This is a genomic window from Xanthomonas sp. NCPPB 3583, assembly GCF_041475715.2.
In the GTDB taxonomy this organism is placed as follows: Bacteria; Pseudomonadota; Gammaproteobacteria; order Xanthomonadales; family Xanthomonadaceae; genus Xanthomonas; species Xanthomonas euvesicatoria.
Map to the genome: position 1 here is coordinate 3525844 of NZ_CM191263.1, position 20598 is coordinate 3546441.

Consider the following 20598-nt stretch of genomic DNA (forward strand, 5'->3'; position numbering starts at 1 on the left):
ACTATGATTCAGAGGTGAGGCGTCGATGTGCCTGAGGGTCGCGTAGGCCTCAGGCACGCGCATCGTAATGACGTTCCTAGGCTCCGCAGAGATTTCGGTGTGTCTGCGGTATCGCATTCGGGTAGACAAACGCAATTTTCGGCGCCGCCCGACGCCGCCTCCTCACTTAATAGAAAGATGTATGCGGCGCTCCAGATCGAACCGCTGCTGTCGCCACGCTCAGGAGATTCAAGATGCCTATTAACCGAGCCGGTTTGCCGCACGCTGCCGCATCTACCAGCCGCAGCGACGAGACGCCGACGACGTCCCGGACGCCGCCACGCGGACCATTGCCCGATGCGCAGCCGTCGCAAAACAATCCAGCCGCGGTCTTCGACGGACTCTCTGCAATGCCGCCCGAACTGCGCCAACAAGTCGTGAGTCGACTGTCAACAAGAAGCATGGCGCGACTTGGTGCAACGTCACGGCAGATGGCCGCTGACGTCCGCGAAGGAATGCAGACATTCCTCACCGAGCACCCGCACTACGACCCAGTTGCCGATGTCGGTTACGTTGATAGCGCCGCGCGTCTGCGCGTTGCCTTGCGCATGATCAGGAATCTCCCATATCGGGACGGTGAGGGTCGCGGCCCGCGCCTGCGTGCCTACGCAATGTACGTGGAACGCCTGCGAACGCTAGCGCAGTCCGAACGCATGGAGGCTGCCGTGATCTTGGCCGAACATGTCGGCCACCTCCCTGATCCGGTAGCGCTGCCTGTGCTGGAGAACTTGGCATGTGATATGAGATTCGTGCCAGAGGCGCACCGCGAAATGGTCGCGCGCGGCCAGGACATGCACCGCCGGGGAGACCATTCCGTCGCAAGACGTGCGCAGCACCTGCTCGCGCGTTGCGCCGAGCAAGGCGGCCCGCACCTGGGCCGCGAACAACCGGCAGGCGTCCAGCGCCTCGGCGGCGGCATGGGTGGTGCGCGAGCTGTCGGCGGCACGATCGCCCAACTCGTCGGGGCGATGCGCGTAGTACATCGCCACCGGCGCCAACCGCATCAGGGATCCATTGCCGGCCGCGCGCGGATCGGCGCTGCCGCTAGAGCACGTCATCCACTTTGAGATGAGGTGCGTTGGTCGTCAGCGGTGCGGAGCGGGTGTTGCGTGGCGCCGGCTTGGCTGGCCGCCAAGGCAAGCCGCGCGGCGCCCGCTCCGTGCCGCTGACGGCCAACCCTCCGGGAAGTGGCCTGTGGCGCGCCGATACTGCGTTGCGCGCTTTGCCCAGGCAGCCAGCCTGGGCCGCAGCGCACGCCTTGTTTCAACGCGCCACAGGCCGCTTCGCACTCATCTCAAAGTGGATGACACGCTCTAGGCGGGGCCGCCATCGAGATAGCGCTCCAGCGCCTGGCGGACGGTGTTGCCGATATCGAAACAGTGGCCGGTGCTGCTGAGGTAGCCGTGCTGATACCAGTTGCAATAGCGATTCATCTGGTCGGCGGGGTCGAAGCCTTGCCGATGCAGCAGGCTGTGCGCCAGGCACAGCGCCATCGAGGTGTCGTCGGTCCACTGCCCTGCACGCAGGGCGAACGGACCACCGCCGTGCATGTCGTCGATCGGCGTGAAGCTGCCGGGCGCCTGGAATTCCAGCGTGGTGCCCAGCGCATCGCCGACCGCCAGACCGAGCAGACAGCCGCGAAACCGCGCGCGTTCGAGATCGCCGTGTGTCATGGCGCGGCGGTGGCCGCCTTCGCTGCGCGGGCGGCCTGCTGCTCGACCAGGGTGAGTGCAACGTTGTCGCGCAGGTACGCCGGTTCCACGCGCTCTGGCGCCAGCCCTTCGCCCCGCTGCAGCGCGGGCACCGCAAGCGTGAGCAGATCGGCGGCATGCGGCAAGGCGCTGGCATCGACGCTGCTCAGCTGCGCGGCTAGGCGCTGCTGCAGCAGTCCGTCGGCGGCCGCAAATCCGGTTCCCACCCCAGCCACGCGCTGCACCGTCTCGGGCATGACCACCGCATCGGGCGTGCACACGCGCTCCGGGGCAAGTTCCAGCAACCCATTCTCGTTACGCGCGAATACCCCGGCGTAGACCTCGCCCATGCGTGCATCGATGCAGGCCAGCACCTGGCTCGCCTCGGCAGGCGCACGCAAGGCCAGCACCTGCAGCGTGGAAACGGCCAGCACCGGCAGATCCAGCGCCAGCGCGATGCCCTGCGCAATGCCGATCGCCAGACGCACGCCGGTGAACGCGCCGGGGCCGCGGCCGACCGCAATCGCATCGAGCTGGCGACGGGTGATGCCTGCCTCGGCCAGCAATTGTTCGGCCCACGGTAGCGCCAGTTCGGCGTGGCGGCGCGGCGCCAGTTCGAAGCGCTCGATCACGCGCCCGTCGACCTGCAAGGCGACGGAACAGGCTTCGGTGGATGTCTCGAAGGCGAGGACGTTCATTGGGGGAGCCGGGACCGGGGACCCGGGACTGGGGACCCGGGAGGGCGCAAAGTTTAACTGATCGATCCGAGTGGCCGGCACGGACCTGGGATGACAACCGCTGCACACCCGCCAACCAACCGGCAACGACGCCCACCCGGGTGCCGGAAGCGGTACGCACGCGTCTACCCGGGTGCCCGCTCCCGGCCCTCCGGTTCCGGCGCGAAAAACGCCTGCACATCGGCAATGGCATGCGTGCGCGCAAACGGCGGCAGCGATTTCATGAAGGTGCGGCCGTAGCTCTTGTTCACCAGCCGTGGGTCGCACAGCACCAGCACGCCACGGTCGGTTTCGCTGCGAATCAGCCGGCCCACGCCCTGCTTGAGCGCGATCACCGCCTGCGGCAACTGCTCGTCGCGGAATGGGTTGCCACCCTCGCGACGGATCGCATCCAGGCGCGCTTCGAACACCGGGTCGTCGGGTGCGGCGAATGGCAGCTTGTCGATCACGACCACGCTCAAGGCATCGCCCACCACGTCCACGCCCTCGCGGAAACTGGCCGAGCCCAGCAGCACGCCATTGCCGGAATCGCGGAAGCGCTGCAGCAAGGTCGCGCGCGGCGCCTCGCCCTGCACGAACAACGGCCACGGCGCGCCGCGCAGGGCTTCGGCGGCTTCACGCAGCGCGCGGTGCGAGGCAAACAGCAAGAACGCACGGCCGTTGGAGGCTTCCAGCACCGGCGTCAGCGCGCCGATCAAGGCAGTGCCGAACCCGCGTGCGGCCGGATCGGGCAGGTTCGGCGGCAGGTAGCACAAGGCCTGGCGCGCCCAATCGAAGGGGCTGGGTTGCAGCAATGTCACCGGATCGCTCAAGCCCAGCCGCTGCGCGATGTGGTCGAACTCGCCGCCCACCGCCAGCGTGGCCGAGGTGAATACCCAGGCCGCCTGCGATTTTTCGCGGTGTTCGCGCAGCGGGCCGGACACATCCAGCGGCGTGCGCTGGCAACGGAAGCCGCGCGGGCTGAGTTCGTACCAGAGCACATCGTTGTCGACCACCTCTTCCGGCGGGTCCTGCGCGAAATCGGCCACCGGCAGGTCTTCGCCGAGCCAGCGCGACAGGCGGTTCAACGCTTCCTGCGCACGTGCCGTGCAGCCGTCGAAACCCGGTGAGGCCTCACGCAACGGCAGCAGGGATTCACCCAACCGTGCCAGCGACGACAGCACGGCGTCGAACCCTTCGCGCACCTGCGGCTTGGCCAGCGCACGCCATTGCGTGCCGCGCGGCGGCAGCCCTTCCATGCCGGCACGCAGGCTGCGCAAGGCTTCGTCCAGCGCCAGGATCGGTGCCTGCAGGCTGGCCTGCGCGCCGGCCACCAGGCGCGCTTCGACCATGCAGTCGCGCGCCAGCTCCTGCCATGGCCGCATGCCGAAACTTTCGCCGAAGAAATTGGCCGCCAGTTCCGGCAACTGATGTGCCTCGTCGATGACGAAGGCCTGCGCACCGGGCAGGATTTCGCCGAAACCTTCCTGTTTGAGCGCCAGATCGGCCAGCAGCAGGTGGTGATTGACCACCACCAGATCGGCCGCCTGGGCACGCTGGCGCGCCTGCACCACGAAGCATTCGCTGTAGAACGGGCAGTCGGTGCCCAGGCAGTTGTCGACGGTGGAGGTCACCATCGGCAGCAGCGGCGAGTCGTCGGGCAAGGCTTCCAGCTCGGCCATGTCGCCGAACTGGGTGCGCCCGCTCCAGGCCACGATGCGCTGGAACTGCGAGACCTGTTCGGGCGTGGCAAAGCGCGGTTCGCCGCGCGCCTGCTGGGTGCGGTACTTGCACAGGTAGTTGGCGCGCCCCTTCAACAACGCACTGCGCAGCCCCACGCCCAGCGCGGCGCGCACGCGCGGCAGGTCGCGATGGAACAGCTGATCCTGCAGCGCGCGCGTGCCGGTGGAGACGATGGTCTTGAGCCCGGACAGCAGGGCCGGCACCAGGTAGGCGTAAGTCTTGCCGGTGCCGGTGCCGGCCTCTGCCAGCAGCACGTCGCGTTGTTCGAACGCTTCGGCGATGGCTCCAGTCAGCCGCAACTGCGCAGCGCGTGGCGCGAACGCGTCAAGCTGGCGCGCAAGCGCCCCGCCCTCGCTGAGCGCTTCGATGCTGGCAGTGGCAAGTTGGGACATGGGACCGAACGAAAAGCGGGCAGGAAGCACGACAGCCTAGCGCGTGCGCGATGACGCTGCCTGGGTTGGGCTTGTGCGCACATCCCTACGGCTGCGCCAGCAACCGTCGGGCGCCCTGCTTGTGCTTGCTGAAACCGCACCACGCAGCCAGGAGTACCTCGTCAGCTTGACCGCGACGTGCTCGGGCATCCAAAGCGCGCGACGACACGGCCACACCAGGCATCCACCGCCGCCCGCCTTGCGGCGTGCGCAGTCGCTCCGATCGCCGGCCTCAGTACCGCTTCACGCCTGGCACGGTGCAACCGGCAATCTGCGCCTTGGCAGAGGCCGCGTTTTCCTTTTCGCCACGCGCCAGACGCGACTGCTCGATGGTCGCCCAATGCCGACGGCACAACGGCCCGGTCCTGGACCCCAGGTCGATCGCCTGCTTGGCGAAGCGTTCGGCCGCCGGCCAGTCGGCCTGCAGCACGGACACTTCGGCACGTTCCTGCAGAATCGCCGGGTCGCCCGACACCAGGCCCAGCGCCTGATCCAGGGCCGCAGCGGCGCCGGCCAGATCGCCGGCCTGGCGTTTGCTCTTGGCGGTGTCGCGCAAATCATCCACCTGCGGGTCGCGCAGCGGCTGCACCGACAGTTCGGTGTCGTCTGCGCCGGCCTCGCGTTCGATCAGCAACAGCCGCTGGGTCGGAGTGGTCGGGTCCACCGGGGTCGGCGGCGGCGCGGGCGGTGCGCTGATGCAGGCAGTGAGTGCGGCCAGGACGCCGATCAGGGCGAGCAAACGGTGCAGTCGGTTCATGGGGTCATTCCAATCAACGCGTGGGTTGGGCCGCTGCGGGGGCGGCGGCAGGGTCTTCGGGCTTCTTTTCCAGGCCAAAGAAGCGGCGCCAGCCGCCGCCGCCGCTGGATTGTTCGGCAGGAGCGGCCGCTTCGCCGGGCGCAGCTTCGATCGACGGCGCATTGCCCGCGCACGGCGCGTAGGCCGGTGTGAAGCCGACCACGAACGGGAACTGGCGCGCGCCCGGGCAGCCCGGGTCGGTCACGCCGGTGCCGCTGGCGTCCACCCACTGCCAATCCAGGCCTTTCCCACTGACCTTCAATGGCGCACTCGGCAGGCGGGCAAAGATGCTCGACCACACCCGCATCGCACCGGTGGCGCCATACAGGCCGGTCTCTGCGTTCTGGTCGTTGCCCATCCAGATCACTGCCAGATGGTCGCCGGTGTAGCCGGCATACCAGCTGTCGCGACCGTCGTTGGAGGTGCCGGTCTTGCCGGCCGACGACAGGCGCCCCAGGCCATCGCTCAGCAACTGGCGCGCGGTGCCGCCGCTGACCACCTGCTGCAGGCCGATGCTGATGAGGTTGGCGGCCACCGAGTCGCCTTCCTGGGCCGGGGCCGGGGTCTTGTCGTAGCGCTTGAGCAGCTTGCCCTGCGGGTCGAGCACACCGCGCACCGCATGCAGTGGCTGGATCTCGCCGCCGGCTGCCAGGAATTGGTACAGCTGCGCCATGCCATACGGGCTCTGGTCGGTGGTGCCCAGGATCAGCGCCGGATTGGGCTCGGCCTTGATACCGGCCAAGACCTGGATCAGCTGCGCGATGCGGTCCGCGCCGACCTGCATGCCCACCCGCACCGTGGCCTGGTTGTAGGAATGCGCCAGCGCATCGACCAGGCGCACCGTGCCGTGGCTGCGGTTGTCGGAATTGCCCGGCGACCAAGTCTTGCCGCGGCTGAGCTGCACGGTCACCGGCGAGTCGTCGACCCAGCTGGACAGCGCCCAGCGGTCCGGCGAAGCCAAGGCCAGCATGTAGACGAACGGCTTGAGCAACGAGCCCACCTGCCGCTGCGCTTCCACCGCACGATTGAAACCCGGCTTGGCCACATCGCGGCTGCCGACCACGGCCAGCACATCGCCGTTGTGCACGTCGGTGAGCACCAATCCTGCCTGCAGCGGCGGTCGCTTCTTGTTGTCCAGCCGCTTGATGGTGCCGGTCACTGCACCTTCGGCATACGCCTGCGCAGACGGCGACATGCCGGTGAGCACGCTCATGCCGGCGCCCTGCAGCACGCCTTCCGGATAGTCGTGCGCCAGCTGGCGTCGCACCAGGTCCACATACGCCGGGAAGCGGTTGGCGGCGACCAGGCCGGGCTCGGTCGGCACACCCAACGGCGCAGCCAGTGCGCGCTTGTATTCGGCGTCGTTGATCAGGTTGTTTTCGTGCAGCTTGCCGAGCACGAAATTGCGCCGGTCCAGCGCGCGTTCCGGGTTACGCCGCGGGTCGTAGTACGAGGGCCCCTTGACCAGCCCGATCAACAATGCGATCTGCTCGGTGGTCATTGAATTGAGGTCGCGGCCGAACCACAGCTCTGCGCCCGAGGAAACGCCGTGGATCGCCTGGCCGCCGCGCTGGCCCAGATAGACCTGGTTGAGATAGGCCTCCAGGATGGTGCGCTTGTCGTAGCGCGCCTCCATGATCACCGCATACAGGATCTCGTTGAACTTGCGCGTGAGCGTCTGTTCCTTGCCGATGCCGAGCAGGCCGCTGCGGGCCAGCTGCTGGGTCAGGGTGCTGGCGCCCTGGCGGACCTGGCCGCCGGAGCGCGCCATGATCCAGGCCGCGCGCACCATGCCGCTCAGGTCGATGCCGTGGTGGCTGTTGAAGTCGCGGTCTTCCACTGCCTGCAGGCCGGTGACCAGCAGCTCGGGCACTTCTTCCATGCGCACCAGGCGGCGCTCTTCCTGCTTCTGGCCGTACAGGGTGGCGATGCGCGCCGGGTCCAGGCGTGCGCTTTTGAGCGCCTTGCGGTCGCCGGCGTCGCGCAGGCTGGCCACGCGCCCACCGGCCAGGCTGACTTCGACCCGGCGCGCCGGCACGCGTCCATCCACATCGATGTAGCCGCGGCTGGCGATGGTGAAGCGGCTGCCGTCCTGCTGGTAGGTGCCGGCCAGCTTCGCCTGACCGTCGTCGCGGTACGACGCCGCGTCCAGCTCGGTCTTCAGGGTGGCCGCATCCAGTGCGTTGCCCGGCACGAGCACCAGCGGCCGGCCGTATACGCGGGTCGGGATCTGCCAACGCAGTTCGCCAAAGCGCTGGGTGACCTGCTTGTTCAGATACATCGTATAGGGAATCAGGAAACCGAGCGCCAGCGCGAACGCGGCAAATCCCCAGACGATGAGTCTGCGTTGCCAGCGGGAGCCTTGCGCGTTGGTGTCGTCCTCGAAATCGTCGGGAGCGTCGTTGTCGTGGCGTCGGGGCACAGGAATGCGAGAATGTAGAGTCCGGCGAGTCTAGCAGCGCTGTCATGGCTGTGACCTGCCGGCCCCGTCGGCCGTTAAGAGCGGCTAACAAAACGCCCGACGCCGCTTCGCCAAGCGCGACGTGTTCTCGGCAGCAGCAGGCATGGTTCGTACACTGCGCGGGCAGATGCAACGATTGCCTCGACCCGCGCGCTGCTCGCACCGTTCACTGCCATACCACGCTGGAGTTCCAACGCAATGTCGATGTCTTTGGCCGATGCGCGCTATCTGTTCAATCGCGTCCTCGGCCTGATCCACCGCAGCGTGGCCAGCATGCGCACGCGCGGCTGGCGCGCCACCTGGCAGCGCATTCGCGTACACACACAGGCGCCTCCGGTCGCCCTGGGCACGCCGCTGTGGCTGCCGCAGGCCGCCCCATTTGCGGCGTTCGCACTGCCGCACAGCGCTACCCCGCGGGTGACGGTGGTGATTCCGGTCTACAACCACATTGCGCACACCCTGGCCTGCCTGCGCGCGCTGGCGGCGCATCCGCCGCTGCCGAGTGTGGAAATCATCGTCGTGGACGACGGCAGCAGCGACGCCACCGCTGAACAGTTGCCGCAGATCGCCGGCCTGCACTACCACGTGCGTGCGAGCAACGGCGGTTTCATCGCGGCCTGCAACGACGGCATCGCGCTGGCGCGCGGCGAGTTCGTGGTGCTGCTCAACAACGACACCATTCCGCAGCCTGGCTGGCTGGACCGGTTGATCGACACCTTTGCCCGGTATCCGGCCGCCGGTCTGGTCGGCGCGCAACTGGTGTATCCGGACGGGCGCCTGCAGGAATCCGGCGGCGTGGTCTTCGCCGATGGCAGCGCCTGGAGCTACGGCCGCTTCGAATCGTCCGAGGACCCGCGCTATGCATATGTCCGCGCGATGGACTACTGCTCGGGCGCGGCCATCGCGCTGCCGCGCGCGCTGTTGCAGACACTGGGCGGGCTGGACCGGCGCTACATGCCGGCGTATTACGAAGACACCGATCTGGCGTTTGCCGTCCGCGCGGCCGGATATCAGGTGCTGGTGCAGCCGGCCAGCGTGGTGGTGCATAACCAAACCCATGACACGAAGAAAGAATCAGTGGTTGCGGAGCATCAAAGGCAATTTGCTGAAAAATGGTCACCGCAACTCAGCGAACAAATTCAGCAGCCGGTGCTGCCCGGGCCTGCGCTGCTGCACCGCCACCAGCGACAGGTCTTGATCCTGGACGAGTGCGTGCCGCAGCCGGACCGCGACTCAGGCTCGCTGCGGCAGTTCAACCTGATCCGCCTGCTGCGCGAGGAAGGCGCGCATGTCGTCTTCGTGCCGACACGCCGCGAACACGCCGGGCGCCACACCCAGGCATTGCAGCAACTCGGTGTCGAAGTCTGGTACGCGCCGTTTCTCGAAGGCATCGGCAGCTGGCTGCGCAGCCATGGTGCGCGGTTTGCGGTGGTGCTGCTGGTACGCCACCACGTGGCGCATGCCTGCCTGCCATTGCTCAGGCAATACGCGCCTCAGGCGCGCACCTTGTTCGACACCGTCGACCTGCATTACCTGCGCGAACGCCGCGGTGCCGAGCTGGCCCGCGATGCCAATCTGCTGCGCAGCGCAGAACGCACCCGCCTGCGCGAGCTGGAGATCATGGCGGCCACCGATGTCACCGTGCTGGTGTCGGCCGCAGAACAGGCGCAACTGCGCGCAGATGCGCCGCACATCCGCACCGCGCTGCTGTCCAACCTGCATGAAGTCGCCGGCAGCGGCCATCGCTTTGCGCAACGCCGCGACCTGGTCTTCGTCGGCGGCTTTCGTCATCCGCCGAATGTGGATGCGGTGCAATGGTTCATCAGCGCCATCTTTCCGCAGGTCCGTGCGCAGCTGCCCGAGGTGCTCTTCCACTGCATCGGTGCCGACCTGCCTGACGCCCTGAAATTGCTGGCCGATGAGTGCCCCGGCGTGCAGTTGCATGGTCATGTCCCGGATCTGGTTCCGTTCATGGACAGTGCGCGTATCGCAGTGGCACCGCTGCGTTTTGGCGCGGGCGTGAAAGGCAAGATCAATCTGAGCATGGCGCACGGCCAGCCGGTGGTCGGCACCACCTGCGCGGTGGAAGGCATGCACTTGCGCGACGGCGAGGATGTGTGCGTCGCCGACGATGCGGACGCCTTCGCCGCTGCAATCGTGCGGCTGTATCAGGACGCAGCACTGTGGCAACGCCTGGCCGACAACGGCTTGCGCAACGTGGCCGAACATTTTTCGCTGGACGCAGCACGGGCGACGGTGCGCGAGTTGTTCATTGCGGGGTGAGCAGGTGGCTAGGGATTGGCGTCTGAATCGTTTGCATCACCAAACGCCGCAGTACACGCAATGATGGGCGATTGATCCGCTCGCGCCGCATCACGCTGCTGCGCTCGCACCCTCATCTGCCCCTCGCGGCATCTTCTCCCGGTGGAGAAGGGAGTGTGCATCGCAGCTTGATCGCGTACCGGTTGAAAGGCTGCACAGCTTGGTTCACCTGCGTCTGCAGCACGCATTGCATCTGATGCAAATAGGGGGGCTTGGAGCGTGGGACTGTGCCTGTACCTGATGCAACACGGGCCTGAGACCTTGGGACGACACACGCTCGGCGGGCTTCCACGTTACCCACATCACCAGCAACTGCTCACCGCTGTTCGGCCACCGCCTTGACCCGTCGCGTGAATTCGGCAAGTTCCGGCAAACCCGGATCCAGCTGATGCGCCTCGTCCTGCGCACGGCGGGCGAAGGCTGCGTCCTCCTGGCCCAGCCGTTCGCTCCCGACCGCCACCCAGCGCTGTGCAAGGCGGCGTCGCGCACCGGCCAATGCATCGGCATTGGGCGTCAGCGCCTGCCAGGCATCCAGGCACCCGCGCGCGGCGCGCAGGCGGTTGTTGCGCAGTTCGTCCTCGAAACAACGTTGGCTGGCCGGTACCACGCGCGCCGCGGCCTGCAGCACACGCGGATCGCGTGGCGCCAGCGCCTGCGCGGCACGCACGGCGTCATAGGCGCTGGCGCCAGGCGGTGTCATCCAGCGTTGCTGCGCTTCGGCATCGGCAACGCGCTGCAGCAATGCCCGCAGGCGGCGCTCGCGCGTGCCCCGCGACAGGCTCGCGTCCGGGCCGCGCTGGGCGTCGCGCGCGCGCGCAATCGCTTGCTCGGCCTGCACGATCGATGCGGCGCCAGGCACCAGGAGCTGTGCCTGACGCAGGGATTGCAGCGCATCGTCGAAGTGGAAATCCGCCGCCTGCCGGCTGGCCTGTGCGGCGTACTCGTCCGCGACCTGATCGCGGCCGCGCTGGGCGATTGCATCGTCCGGTTCGGCGGCCAGCACCGCGTTGAAATCGCGCGCAGCCGGGGCCAGGCGGCCACGTCGCAGCAAGGCCTGCGCGCGCTGACGTCGCTGTTCCAGCAGGCGGTGGTACTGGCCTTCGGTCAGCGGCATGTCGACATGCCCGGGGTCGTAACGCTTGGCCGCGGCCAGCAACGCCGACGCCTCGCCGAGCGCATCGCGCGCCAGTGCGTGGCGTGCCTGCGCCAACAGATCGGTCAGGGCGTCCTCGCGGCCTTCCAGTGCGTCGGTGCGGTCGGGCGCCAGGGTCAGGATGCGTTGATAGAGCGGCAACGCACTCTCCGGCGTGCCGTCCAGGCGACCCTGCTGCTGCGCGAGCGCGGCCTGCGCCAGCAAGGCATCCAGCCCGACCCGACGCGCCTGCAGCGCGCGCAGCCGCGCCGCAACCGGGGCGATCTGCGCCTGCGGCGTCTCCAGGGCGGTGGCCAGCGCCAGCGCGCGCTGCGCTGCTGCGGCATCGCCTGCCGCAACCGCTGCACGCGCCTGCGCTACCGCAGCAGCGCCGGTCCGCGCCAGCCCGGTACGGGCTTCCCCACGGTCGCTGTCCAGTGCAAGCGCGGCGGCGAACAGTTCGCGCGCACCGTTGCCGTTGGCGGCGCTGAGCTGGCCGCGTGCCAGGGCCGCATCGCCCCGCTGCAACAATTGCTGGATGCGCGTGTCCGGCCACAGCCAATCGGCCAGCGGCTTGCGCAGCACGATCACGGTGAGCAGCAAGCAGGCGCACAGCGCCAACACCATGCGCCAGAGCGCACGGCTGCGCAGTGGCGCCCAGAGGCGGGGCGATCTGGCCCAGCGCGGGAGCGGAGACATACGGTGGCGTCCATCCTTGGCGCGACCTGACGGGGACGCGTTCACCGCATTATGGTAGCGGTGGAGGCTGCGAAGGCGGTGTGGGCTCTTCGGGAATCGGGAATCGGGAATCGTCAGGCAAGCACAGCTCACCTCTTTCATGTGCTGTCTGTTTTCAACCGCGTGCTCTTGCCAGGTGCGCGGCGTCCTCAGCCCAGCCGCCGCACCTCGCTCACGCCGGGCAGCGCATCCAGCTTGCCGAGCAGGCCGGACAGCTGGTCGTAATCGCTGACCTTCAAGCGCAGCCGTAGCTGCGCCCTGCCGGTATCGCGCACGTTGTCGCTGTTGATTTCCAGCACGTGCGCGTCTTCCTGGGCGATCAGGTTGGTGATGTCCTTGAGCAGCCAGCGGCGGTCCACCGCGCGCACCTGCACATCCACTTCGTAGCCGCTGCCGGCCTTGCCCCACTCCACCGGCAACACGCGCTGCGGGTGGGCGGCGGCCAGGCGCGCCAGTGCCGCACAGTCGGTGCGGTGCACGGTGATGCCGCGACCGCGGGTGAGATAGCCGGCAATCGGTTCGCCGGCCACCGGCTGGCAGCAACGCGCCAACTGCACCAGCAAATTGCCCACTCCCTCGACGGTGAATTTGGATTTCCCCAACCCATCGCGCCGCGCGGTCGGCCGCGGGGGCGCCGGTACCGCCGGCTGGGACGCGGCACGTTCGGCTTCCAGCAACGCACGGCTGACCTGGTTCGGGCCGGTATCGCCCAGGGCGACCTGGATATACAGCTCGTCGACGTTTTCGGCGTGGAATTTGCGCGCGGCCACGCTCAGATCCGCATGCTGCAGGCCCAGGCGCTTGAGCTCGCGATCGAGCAAGTCCTTGCCCGCCTGCACATTGCGCGCGCGGTCCAGCTTGTGGAACCAGGCGCGTACCTTGTCGCGCGAGCGCCCGCTGGCCAGAAAGCCGTTGGAGGCCAGCAGCCAATCGCGGCGCGGGTCCGCTTCCTTGGCGGTCATGATTTCCACGCGGTCGCCGCTGCGCAGCCGGTAGGTCAGCGGCACGATGCGGTCGTTGACGCGTGCGCCACGGCAGCGATGCCCGACCATGGTGTGCACGTGATACGCAAAATCCAGCGGCGTGGCACCTTGCGGCAGATCGATCACCTCGCCCTTGGGGGTGAGCGCATACACGCGGTCTTCGATCAGCTCGGCATCCAGCGCGCCGGCCAGTTCGCCATGCTCGCCCTCCTGCACCTGCTCCAGCAGCTGGCGCATCCACAAAATCTTGCGATCGAACGCTTTTTCGCCGCCCTTGCCGCCTTCCTTGTATTTCCAGTGCGCAGCCACGCCGAGTTCGGCCTGGGCGTGCATTTCGAAGGTACGGATCTGGATTTCGATCGTGCGCCCTTCCGGGCCGACCACCGCGGTATGCAACGAGCGGTAGTCGTTGGCCTTGGGCCGGGCGATGTAATCGTCGAACTCGCTCGGCACCGGCGCCCACAACGAATGCACCGCCCCCAGCGCGGCATAGCACGCCGCCACGTCCTCGACCATGACCCGCACCGCGCGGATGTCGTACAGCTGATCGAACGACAGCCGCTTCTTCTGCATCTTTCGCCAGATGCTGTAGATGTGCTTCGGCCGTCCGCTCACCTCTGCGCGCAGGCCCTGCTGGGCAAGCGCTGCCGACAGGGTGCGCTTGACCGCTTCCAGGTAGCGCTCGCGCGCCACGCGGGTTTCGTCCACTTCGCGGGCGATGCGGCGATAGGTCTCCGGCTCCAGATGCCGGAATGCCAGGTCCTCCAACTCCCACTTCACCTGCCAGATGCCCAGCCGGTTGGCCAGCGGCGCGTGGATGTCGCGCGTGAGCTGGGCCAGCGCGCGGCGCTCATCTTCGCTCAGACGATCGGCCACGCGCATGCGCGCCAGCTGCCGTGCCAGCAGGATCGGCACCACGCGCAGGTCGTGGATGATGGAAAGCAGCAGACGCCGCAACCCTTCGCTGTTGCGCCCGGCCTCGCGTCCGGCATGCAGCGCCCAGACCTGATCGGCTGCATCCAGGCCGTCCAACAGGCCTTCCACCGCCACCCGCCGCTCCGCCGGTTGCCACGGCAGGCCCGCGATCGCGCCGCGCAAGGCAGGCAAGTCGAACAGCAACGCCGCAATCAGGGTGGCTTCGTCGGCGGCCAGCAGCGCCAATGCATCCAGGGTGTCGCCGAGCAATGCCCACGGCACGCGATCGGTCTGCGTAGGCGGCAGGTCCTGCCAGGCCTGCGCCAGCGCGTCGCGCACTGCCGGCGCGATCGAGGCCACGGCAGGCCGCTGCAGCAGCGCCTGCAGACGATCAAATGAGGAACTGGTCACAGCGGTGGACACGGCGGCGGGCAACAACGGGAGGCTGACGACTACGGTAACGTGCGCGTCACCTTCTCCACAACGCGTTTTACCGCGGCGCTCGCCGTGCGGGAGGACGCGCGTGCTTAGGCCAGGTTCACCCCGCAACGTCTTGATTCGTAACCGCCGGGCGCGAAAAGCGGCACGGCGCTGCGCACGGGAATCGGAACCTACGCACCTTTTTACGTGCCCTTTACAACTGCGCCAGACCGCCTGCCTATGCTCGGGGCACGTCGTGCGTTGCATCCTGCAGCCAGCGACGTTTTTCCCAACTGCTGAGGTAGCCGTATGAAGACCTGGAAGAAGCCTGTCGTTCGTGAAGTCAATTGTGGCGCCGAAATCAACTGCTACGTCTCCGGCGAGTTTTGATCCTGCACGTTTCATGCTTACCTTGCCGCCTTTCCTCTTGATGCATGACCGGCAGTTGCCGGCAGATTAGGTCCAGTTCTCCATGCGTATCATCGTCTTGGGATCGGCGGCCGGCGGTGGGCACCCGCAGTGGAATTGCCACACCCCCGCGAGCCTGCGGGCGTGGCAGCAAACAGACGGTGCCCAGCGTCGTACCCAGGCCAGCATCGCAGTCAGCGCCGATGGCGAGCGCTGGGTGCTGATCAATGCCTCGCCAGATTTCCGCCAACAAATTCTTGCGACACCGGCCTTGTGGCCGCAGCACGGGCTGCGACATTCGCCGATCGAGGCGGTGCTGCTGACCAGCGGCGAGATCGACCACATCGCCGGCCTGCTCTCGATGCGCGAAAGCCAGCGGTTCTCGTTGCATGCCAGCAGCCGCGTGTTGGGCCTGCTCGCGCAGAACCCCATTTTCGACGCCGTCAATCCGCAGTACGTGAGCCGGCAGCCGTTCGCGCTGGACACTCCGCTGGTGCTGTGCGGATTACAGCTCACGCCCTTCTCGGTGCCCGGCAAGGTGCCCTTGTTCATGGAGTCGCGCAGCGGCGGCGACCTGGCGGGGTCCGATGAAGAAACCCTCGGGCTCACCATCGACGATGGCCGCCACCGCATGCATTACATTCCCGGCTGCGCTGCGATGACCGACGCCTTGCGTGCGCGCCTGCAGGACGCCGAACTGGTGTTCTTCGACGGCACGTTGTGGCGCGATGACGAGATGGTGCAGCTGGGCGTCAGCCAGAAGACCGGCCAACGCATGGGCCACATGAGCATCGATGGCCCCGATGGCACCATTGCCGCGTTCGCGCCGTTGAACGTGGCGCGCAAGATCTTCATCCATCTCAACACCACCAATCCCGTGCTCAACACCCTCTCGCCCGAGTTCGCCAGCGCGCGCGCCAGCGGTTGGGAAGTTGCCCACGACGGCCTGGAGATCGCCCTGTGACTGCGCTGCTCAGCCCCGACCAACTGGAAGCAGACCTGCGTGCCATCGGCGCGCGCCTGTATCACGACCAGCATCCGTTTCATGCGCTGTTGCACCACGGCAAGCTCGACCGAGGCCAGGTGCAGGCCTGGGCGTTGAATCGCTTCGAGTACCAGCGCTGCATTCCGCTGAAGGACGCGGCGATTCTGGCGCGCATGGAAGACCCCGCGCTGCGGCGGATCTGGCGGCAACGCATCCTCGACCACGACGGCAATAGCGCCAGCGACGGGGGTATCGCACGCTGGCTGCATCTCACCGACGCGCTGGGCCTGGACCGCACGCTGGTGGAGTCCGGGCGCGCGCTGCTGCCCGGCACGCGCTTTGCGGTGCAGGCGTACCTGCACTTCGTGCGCGAAAAAAGCCTGCTCGAAGCGATCGCCTCGTCGCTGACCGAATTGTTCGCGCCCAACATCATCGGCCAGCGCGTGGCCGGCATGCTCAAGCATTACGACTTCGTGTCGTCCGAAGCGTTGGCCTATTTCGAGCATCGCCTGACCGAGGCGCCACGCGATTCGGATTTCGCGCTGGATTACGTCAAGCAGCATGCCGATACGGTCGAAAAGCAGGCACTGGTCAAGGCCGCCCTGCATTTCAAGTGCTCGGTGCTCTGGGCACAGCTGGATGCATTGCATGTGGCCTACGTGAGCCCAGGCATCGTGTGGCCGGACGCCTTCGTGCCGGACCGCGACGCCAGCCGGGTCGCGGCATGAGCGGCATTACCCGCCATAGCCAGCCGGCCCTGCGTGCAGGCGTGCGCCTGCAACATGACCGTGCGCGCGACCAGTGGGTATTGCTGGCGCCCGAACGCGTGGTCGAGCTGGACGACATCGCCTTGGTGGTCGCGCAGCGCTACGACGGCACGCGCTCGCTGGCGCAGATCGCGCAGGAGCTGGCTGCAGAATTCGATGCGGACGCGGCCCAAATCGAAGCGGACGTGATCGAACTCACCGATACCCTGCATCAGAAGCGTTTGCTGCGGCTATGAGCATCGCGCCGCCACCGCTATCGGTGTTGTTGGAATTGACCCACCGCTGCCCGTTGGCGTGCCCGTATTGCTCCAACCCGATCGCGCTGGCAGCGCTGCGCGAGGAAATGGACACCGCAGGCTGGCGCTCGCTGCTGCAGCAGGCCGCCGACATGGGCGTGCTGCAGGCGCATTTTTCCGGCGGCGAGCCCATGTTGCGCAAAGACCTGCCCGAACTGGTCGCACATGCGCGCGCACTCGGGCTGTACAGCAACCTGATCACCTCCGGCGTCGCCGGCGGCGAGCCAATGCTGGACCAACTGCAGGCGGCCGGGCTGGAACATGTGCAGTTGAGCGTGCAGGACGTGGATGCGGCCGGCGCCGACCGCATCGCCGGCTACCGCAACAGCTTGTCCAAAAAGCGCGAATTCGCCGCCGCGGTCCGCGCCCGCGGCCTGCCGCTGACGATCAACGCGGTACTGCACCGCCATAACGCCGAACGCGTGCCCGGGATGATCGCGCTGGCGCTGGAATGGCAGGCCGAGCGCATCGAGGTGGCGCACACCCAATACTACGGCTGGGGCCTGCGCAACCGCGCTGCGCTGATGCCCAGCCGCGAGCAACTGCTGGCCACCATCGACGCGGTGGAAACCGCGCGACGCCAACTCGGCGACCGCCTGGCGATCGATTTCGTCACGCCCGATTACTACGCGCGCCAGCCCAAACCCTGCATGGGCGGCTGGGGCCAACGCTTCGTCAATATCTCCCCGCGCGGCGACGTGCTGCCCTGCCATGCCGCCGAAACCATCGATGGCCTACGCTTTGACAATCTGCGCGAGCGCTCGCTGGCCGATATCTGGAACAACGGCGAGGCATTCGTGCGCTTTCGCGGCACCGCATGGATGCCGGAGGTGTGCCAGGGCTGCCCCAAGCGCGAGATCGATTGGGGTGGCTGCCGCTGCCAGGCGCTGGCGCTCAGCGGCGATGCCGCCACGCTGGACCCGGTCTGCGAACGTTCGCCCATCCATGCGCAGGTGCGCGCAACCGCCGAGCAGGAGTCGGCATCGCCGGCACCGGCCTTCATCTATCGCCGCCCAGAACGCCCCGCAGCAGCCACCGCAGACCCGCTGGAATAGGCAGCGCCGGCATGCGCCAACAGCGTCTACACTAGCCCTCTCTTCTTCTTCGGATGGCTTCCATGTCGCTCGCGCGCCGCATTCCCTTGCTGGTTTGCCTGACCTTGGCGCTGCATGCCGCCCCTGCCCTGGCGCAACGCGCGGTGCAAGGCGACCTGCAGTCGCAGATGAGTGCCGAACAGTTCAAGGCCGCCGGCCTGGACAAACTCAATGCGAGCGAACTGGCTGCGCTCAACGATTGGCTGCAGGGCAAGGTCGCCAAGGAGGCCGCAGTGGTGGTCGAACAGGCCAAGGAAGCCGGCCGCCAGGAAGTGATCGTCAAGAACCGCGGCTTCTTCGACTTCGGCAGCAAGGAGCCGATCGAGAGCACCATGGTTGGCGAATTCAAGGGCTTCGCCAAGGGCCGCGTTTACACGCTGGCCAACGGTCAGGAGTGGGAACAGACCGATGCCGCCAGCCTGTCTGGCGTGCGCAAGGACGCACCCAAGGTCAAGATCAAGCCGGGTCTGGTCGGCGTGTGGTATCTGCAGATCGAGGGTTACAACACCCCGGCCAAGGTGCGGCGGATCAAGTAAGCGCCTCCGCCGAGCTTGCGCGGCTGCCGAAAGCGGTTGCCACCCACGGCATCGGCATGCGCCGCGCGTATCCCGCCGCTGCGCGTTGCGCATGCGACATTGCAACCAGCCGCTGCAATGTGCTCGCCGTAGAGCAACGCATGCGCAAGGCGGCGCCGGTGCGGCAGACAGAGCGCAAGCGTCAGTGCGCACCCGCCATGCCCAGGCGCAGCCAACGTTGGCGCGCCGAATCATCGTACTCAGCATCGCGCACACGCAGCCATTGGCGGTAGCGATAGGTGCCGTCCTACTGACCGATTCCGACCACGCGTACACTCCTGCACACACCGCGCCCCCCACCCGTCGCTGACGCCACTGCTAACCGCGTTTTTCCCACGCAATTGGTCGCAGCAATCGCTGGCCACACGCACGGACTCTGGAGAACCTGCATGCGCTCGAAGACCTATTGCAGCCTTGCACTGCTATCGTCCCTGACACTCTTTGCAGGCGTCGCGCCCGCTGATCCCATCGCGTCCGCTGCGTCGCCGGCGGAGCGCTGCGCCAATGCACCGGACGTTGGCTTCGGGCAAGCCCTGGTGTGTTACCACGATGCCATCGAACAGCAACCGCTGACCTATACGCGCGTTGGCACCAGCAGCGTGGCCGGTGTCGAGCGGCGCGATTACCTACTGACCTCGCAGGACTGGTCGCCCGAGGGACTGGTCATGCCGGCGCGCTGGCAGCATGACGTGGCGATTTACGTGCCGACAGAGGCCTTGCCCACGCGCGCGGTGTTGATCTCAACCAATGGCACGCGTCACCCGGCGGATGGCAGTGCGGCGCAGCCGGCCAGCGAGTTGGCGCCCGAAGCGCTGGCCGCCTTGGCGCAACGCACCCGCACGGTGGTGATCGCGCTCAGCGACATCCCCAACCAGGCGCTGATCTACCAGGGCGATGCCACCCCGCGCCGCGAAGACGACAGCGTGGCCTATAGCTGGTCGCTGTTTCTCAAGGCGCCGCAGCAGCGCAAGACATTGCCGCTGCATGTGCCGATGGCGGCCGCGATTGCGCGCACCATGAGCCTGGCCGAGCGCGAACTGGCCCCACTGCGAATCCATCGCTTCGTCCTTGCCGGCGCCTCCAAACGCGGATGGGCCAGCTGGCACGCCACCATCGCAGACCGGCGCGTGGAGGCGGTGGCGCCATTGGTGATCGACATCCTCAACATGCCGGCCGTGCTGGAGCATATGTCCCGCACCTATGGCGGCAACTGGCCGATCGCCTTCAATGCCTATGCAAAGCAGGGCATCACCTCACAACTGCAGACCCCCGCCTTCGCGCAGTTGGTGCAGCTGCAAGATCCGCTAAGCTATTTGCACACGCCGTACCGCACGCGGCTGGCGGTGCCCAAGTACATTGTCAACGCCAGCGGCGACGACTTCTTTTTGCCGGACAACACCCAGTTCTTCTATGACGCACTACCCGGCAGCAAGGCGCTGCGCGTCCTGCCCAACAGTGCGCACAATATCCGCGCCTCCGTCGTCGATACCCTGGCGCCGTTTATCACGCGCCTGCAGCAGCAGCGCCCGTTACCGCAGGTAAGCGATGTGTTGCGTATGGGCCAAGCGCCGCAGATCCGCTTCCGCTCCTCCGAGCGGCCAACGCAGGTGCAGCTGTGGAGTGCACATAATCCGCACGCGCGCGATTTCCGCTACGCCTGCGGCATACGCTACAGCGCCGCGCCCATTGCGCTTGCTGGCGGCAGCACGGTCCCGGTACCGGTGCAGATTCCGGAGAACGGCTGGAGCGCGTATTTCGTCGAAGCCACTTACGCGGACGGATTCGTTGCCACCAGCCAGACCTATGTACTCGGCAAGCAGCGTTACCCCACCCAGGCACCGCCCACCGATAACGCGGCCTGCAGCACGTTGCCCGGCGTGACCACCGCTGCCGCCGTGCGCTGACGCAGTTCTTGAACGATGGCGATCGCCGGCTGAAGCACCTCGCGGGCAATTGAGCGCCATGCGCCAGTTGCCGGGTCGGCTTTTCGGCAACCACCGCGCCACGTTGGACGCATTTGTCCACGTTGCGCATTGAAGTCCGCACAGACAATGCCAAATGGCACGTTTTTGCACTTGAGCACGCC

14 protein-coding genes and 2 pseudogenes are annotated in these 20598 nt (G+C 67.2%); 8 read left to right on the plus strand and 8 right to left on the minus strand.

The genetic code is table 11. The features are described 5' to 3' along the window. Nucleotides 1-857: 857 nt before the first annotated feature. The 6 genes and pseudogenes from ACCQ07_RS15330 to mrcB all read right to left on the minus strand — a co-directional run. Nucleotides 858-1085: pseudogene (locus ACCQ07_RS15330) on the minus strand (ADP-ribosylglycohydrolase family protein); the annotation flags it as partial. A 270-nt stretch (nucleotides 1086-1355) separates the two neighbouring features. Further along, nucleotides 1356-1712, minus strand: a pseudogene (locus ACCQ07_RS15335) (ADP-ribosylglycohydrolase family protein); the annotation flags it as partial. After that, nucleotides 1709-2428, minus strand: a complete 720-nt coding sequence (tsaB, locus tag ACCQ07_RS15340) for a tRNA (adenosine(37)-N6)-threonylcarbamoyltransferase complex dimerization subunit type 1 TsaB (protein WP_008575199.1) — start codon at nucleotides 2426-2428, stop codon at nucleotides 1709-1711. The gene tsaB and the pseudogene ACCQ07_RS15335, both read right to left, overlap by 4 nt. A gap of 164 nt (nucleotides 2429-2592) precedes the next feature. Beyond that, nucleotides 2593-4581, minus strand: a complete 1989-nt coding sequence (yoaA, locus tag ACCQ07_RS15345) for a DNA repair helicase YoaA (protein ID WP_127167316.1) — start codon at nucleotides 4579-4581, stop codon at nucleotides 2593-2595. A 271-nt stretch (nucleotides 4582-4852) separates the two neighbouring features. Then, entirely contained in the window at nucleotides 4853-5377 is a 525-nt protein-coding gene (locus tag ACCQ07_RS15350; protein ID WP_008575203.1) for a hypothetical protein, read from the minus strand. A gap of 13 nt (nucleotides 5378-5390) precedes the next feature. Next, nucleotides 5391-7838, minus strand: a complete 2448-nt coding sequence (gene mrcB, locus ACCQ07_RS15355; protein ID WP_218504454.1) for a penicillin-binding protein 1B — start codon at nucleotides 7836-7838, stop codon at nucleotides 5391-5393. A gap of 237 nt (nucleotides 7839-8075) precedes the next feature. Here mrcB and ACCQ07_RS15360 point away from each other — a divergent pair, with 237 nt between their 5' ends. Then, on the plus strand, nucleotides 8076-10160 hold the full coding sequence (locus ACCQ07_RS15360) for a glycosyltransferase (protein WP_136732835.1): 2085 nt from the start codon (nucleotides 8076-8078) through the stop codon (nucleotides 10158-10160). 355 nt (nucleotides 10161-10515) lie between these two features. Here ACCQ07_RS15360 and ACCQ07_RS15365 read toward each other — a convergent pair whose 3' ends face one another. Both ACCQ07_RS15365 and ACCQ07_RS15370 read right to left on the minus strand, forming a co-directional pair. Further along, nucleotides 10516-11958 carry a hypothetical protein gene (locus tag ACCQ07_RS15365; protein ID WP_041469761.1) on the minus strand — a complete coding sequence of 481 codons (1443 nt, stop codon included), beginning with the start codon at nucleotides 11956-11958 and terminating at the stop codon, nucleotides 10516-10518. Between the two features lie 260 nt (nucleotides 11959-12218). Beyond that, nucleotides 12219-14405: a RelA/SpoT family protein gene (locus ACCQ07_RS15370; protein WP_014090786.1), complete on the minus strand. Its 2187-nt coding sequence runs from the start codon at nucleotides 14403-14405 to the stop codon at nucleotides 12219-12221. A gap of 291 nt (nucleotides 14406-14696) precedes the next feature. On the opposite strand from ACCQ07_RS15370, the gene pqqA reads away from it, so the two are divergent. The 7 genes from pqqA to ACCQ07_RS15405 all read left to right on the plus strand — a co-directional run bounded on the left by pqqA (nucleotide 14697) and on the right by ACCQ07_RS15405 (nucleotide 20416). Then, on the plus strand, nucleotides 14697-14777 hold the full coding sequence (pqqA, locus tag ACCQ07_RS15375; RefSeq protein ID WP_002812057.1) for a pyrroloquinoline quinone precursor peptide PqqA: 81 nt from the start codon (nucleotides 14697-14699) through the stop codon (nucleotides 14775-14777). Between the two features lie 82 nt (nucleotides 14778-14859). Continuing rightward, nucleotides 14860-15759, plus strand: a complete 900-nt coding sequence (gene pqqB, locus ACCQ07_RS15380; protein WP_136732836.1) for a pyrroloquinoline quinone biosynthesis protein PqqB — start codon at nucleotides 14860-14862, stop codon at nucleotides 15757-15759. Then, nucleotides 15756-16508, plus strand: a complete 753-nt coding sequence (gene pqqC, locus ACCQ07_RS15385; RefSeq protein ID WP_014090788.1) for a pyrroloquinoline-quinone synthase PqqC — start codon at nucleotides 15756-15758, stop codon at nucleotides 16506-16508. Before pqqB ends, pqqC begins: the two co-directional genes overlap by 4 nt. Beyond that, nucleotides 16505-16783: a pyrroloquinoline quinone biosynthesis peptide chaperone PqqD gene (gene pqqD / locus ACCQ07_RS15390; protein WP_008575224.1), complete on the plus strand. Its 279-nt coding sequence runs from the start codon at nucleotides 16505-16507 to the stop codon at nucleotides 16781-16783. Before pqqC ends, pqqD begins: the two co-directional genes overlap by 4 nt. After that, entirely contained in the window at nucleotides 16780-17898 is a 1119-nt protein-coding gene (gene pqqE, locus ACCQ07_RS15395; protein WP_008575225.1) for a pyrroloquinoline quinone biosynthesis protein PqqE, read from the plus strand. The genes pqqD and pqqE overlap by 4 nt, the downstream gene beginning before the upstream one ends. A 62-nt stretch (nucleotides 17899-17960) precedes the next feature. Next, entirely contained in the window at nucleotides 17961-18473 is a 513-nt protein-coding gene (locus ACCQ07_RS15400) for a hypothetical protein (protein ID WP_014090790.1), read from the plus strand. 428 nt (nucleotides 18474-18901) lie between these two features. After that, a complete protein-coding gene (locus ACCQ07_RS15405) occupies nucleotides 18902-20416 on the plus strand; it encodes a PhoPQ-activated pathogenicity-related family protein (RefSeq protein ID WP_303403212.1) in 1515 nt (504 codons plus the stop codon). Nucleotides 20417-20598 lie beyond the last annotated feature (182 nt).

Bases quoted from the DNA above. Each gene is read 5' to 3' on its own strand.
- pqqB (WP_136732836.1), top strand. From the start codon at position 14,860: ATGCGTATCATCGTCTTGGGATCGGCGGCCGGCGGTGGGCACCCGCAG.
- tsaB (WP_008575199.1), bottom strand. From the start codon at position 2,428: ATGAACGTCCTCGCCTTCGAGACATCCACCGAAGCCTGTTCCGTCGCC.
- pqqD (WP_008575224.1), top strand. From the start codon at position 16,505: ATGAGCGGCATTACCCGCCATAGCCAGCCGGCCCTGCGTGCAGGCGTG.
- pqqE (WP_008575225.1), top strand. From the start codon at position 16,780: ATGAGCATCGCGCCGCCACCGCTATCGGTGTTGTTGGAATTGACCCAC.
- ACCQ07_RS15360 (WP_136732835.1), top strand. From the start codon at position 8,076: ATGTCGATGTCTTTGGCCGATGCGCGCTATCTGTTCAATCGCGTCCTC.
- ACCQ07_RS15400 (WP_014090790.1), top strand. From the start codon at position 17,961: ATGTCGCTCGCGCGCCGCATTCCCTTGCTGGTTTGCCTGACCTTGGCG.
- yoaA (WP_127167316.1), bottom strand. From the start codon at position 4,581: ATGTCCCAACTTGCCACTGCCAGCATCGAAGCGCTCAGCGAGGGCGGG.
- ACCQ07_RS15405 (WP_303403212.1), top strand. From the start codon at position 18,902: ATGCGCTCGAAGACCTATTGCAGCCTTGCACTGCTATCGTCCCTGACA.
- ACCQ07_RS15350 (WP_008575203.1), bottom strand. From the start codon at position 5,377: ATGAACCGACTGCACCGTTTGCTCGCCCTGATCGGCGTCCTGGCCGCA.
- ACCQ07_RS15365 (WP_041469761.1), bottom strand. From the start codon at position 11,958: ATGGTGTTGGCGCTGTGCGCCTGCTTGCTGCTCACCGTGATCGTGCTG.
- pqqA (WP_002812057.1), top strand. From the start codon at position 14,697: ATGAAGACCTGGAAGAAGCCTGTCGTTCGTGAAGTCAATTGTGGCGCC.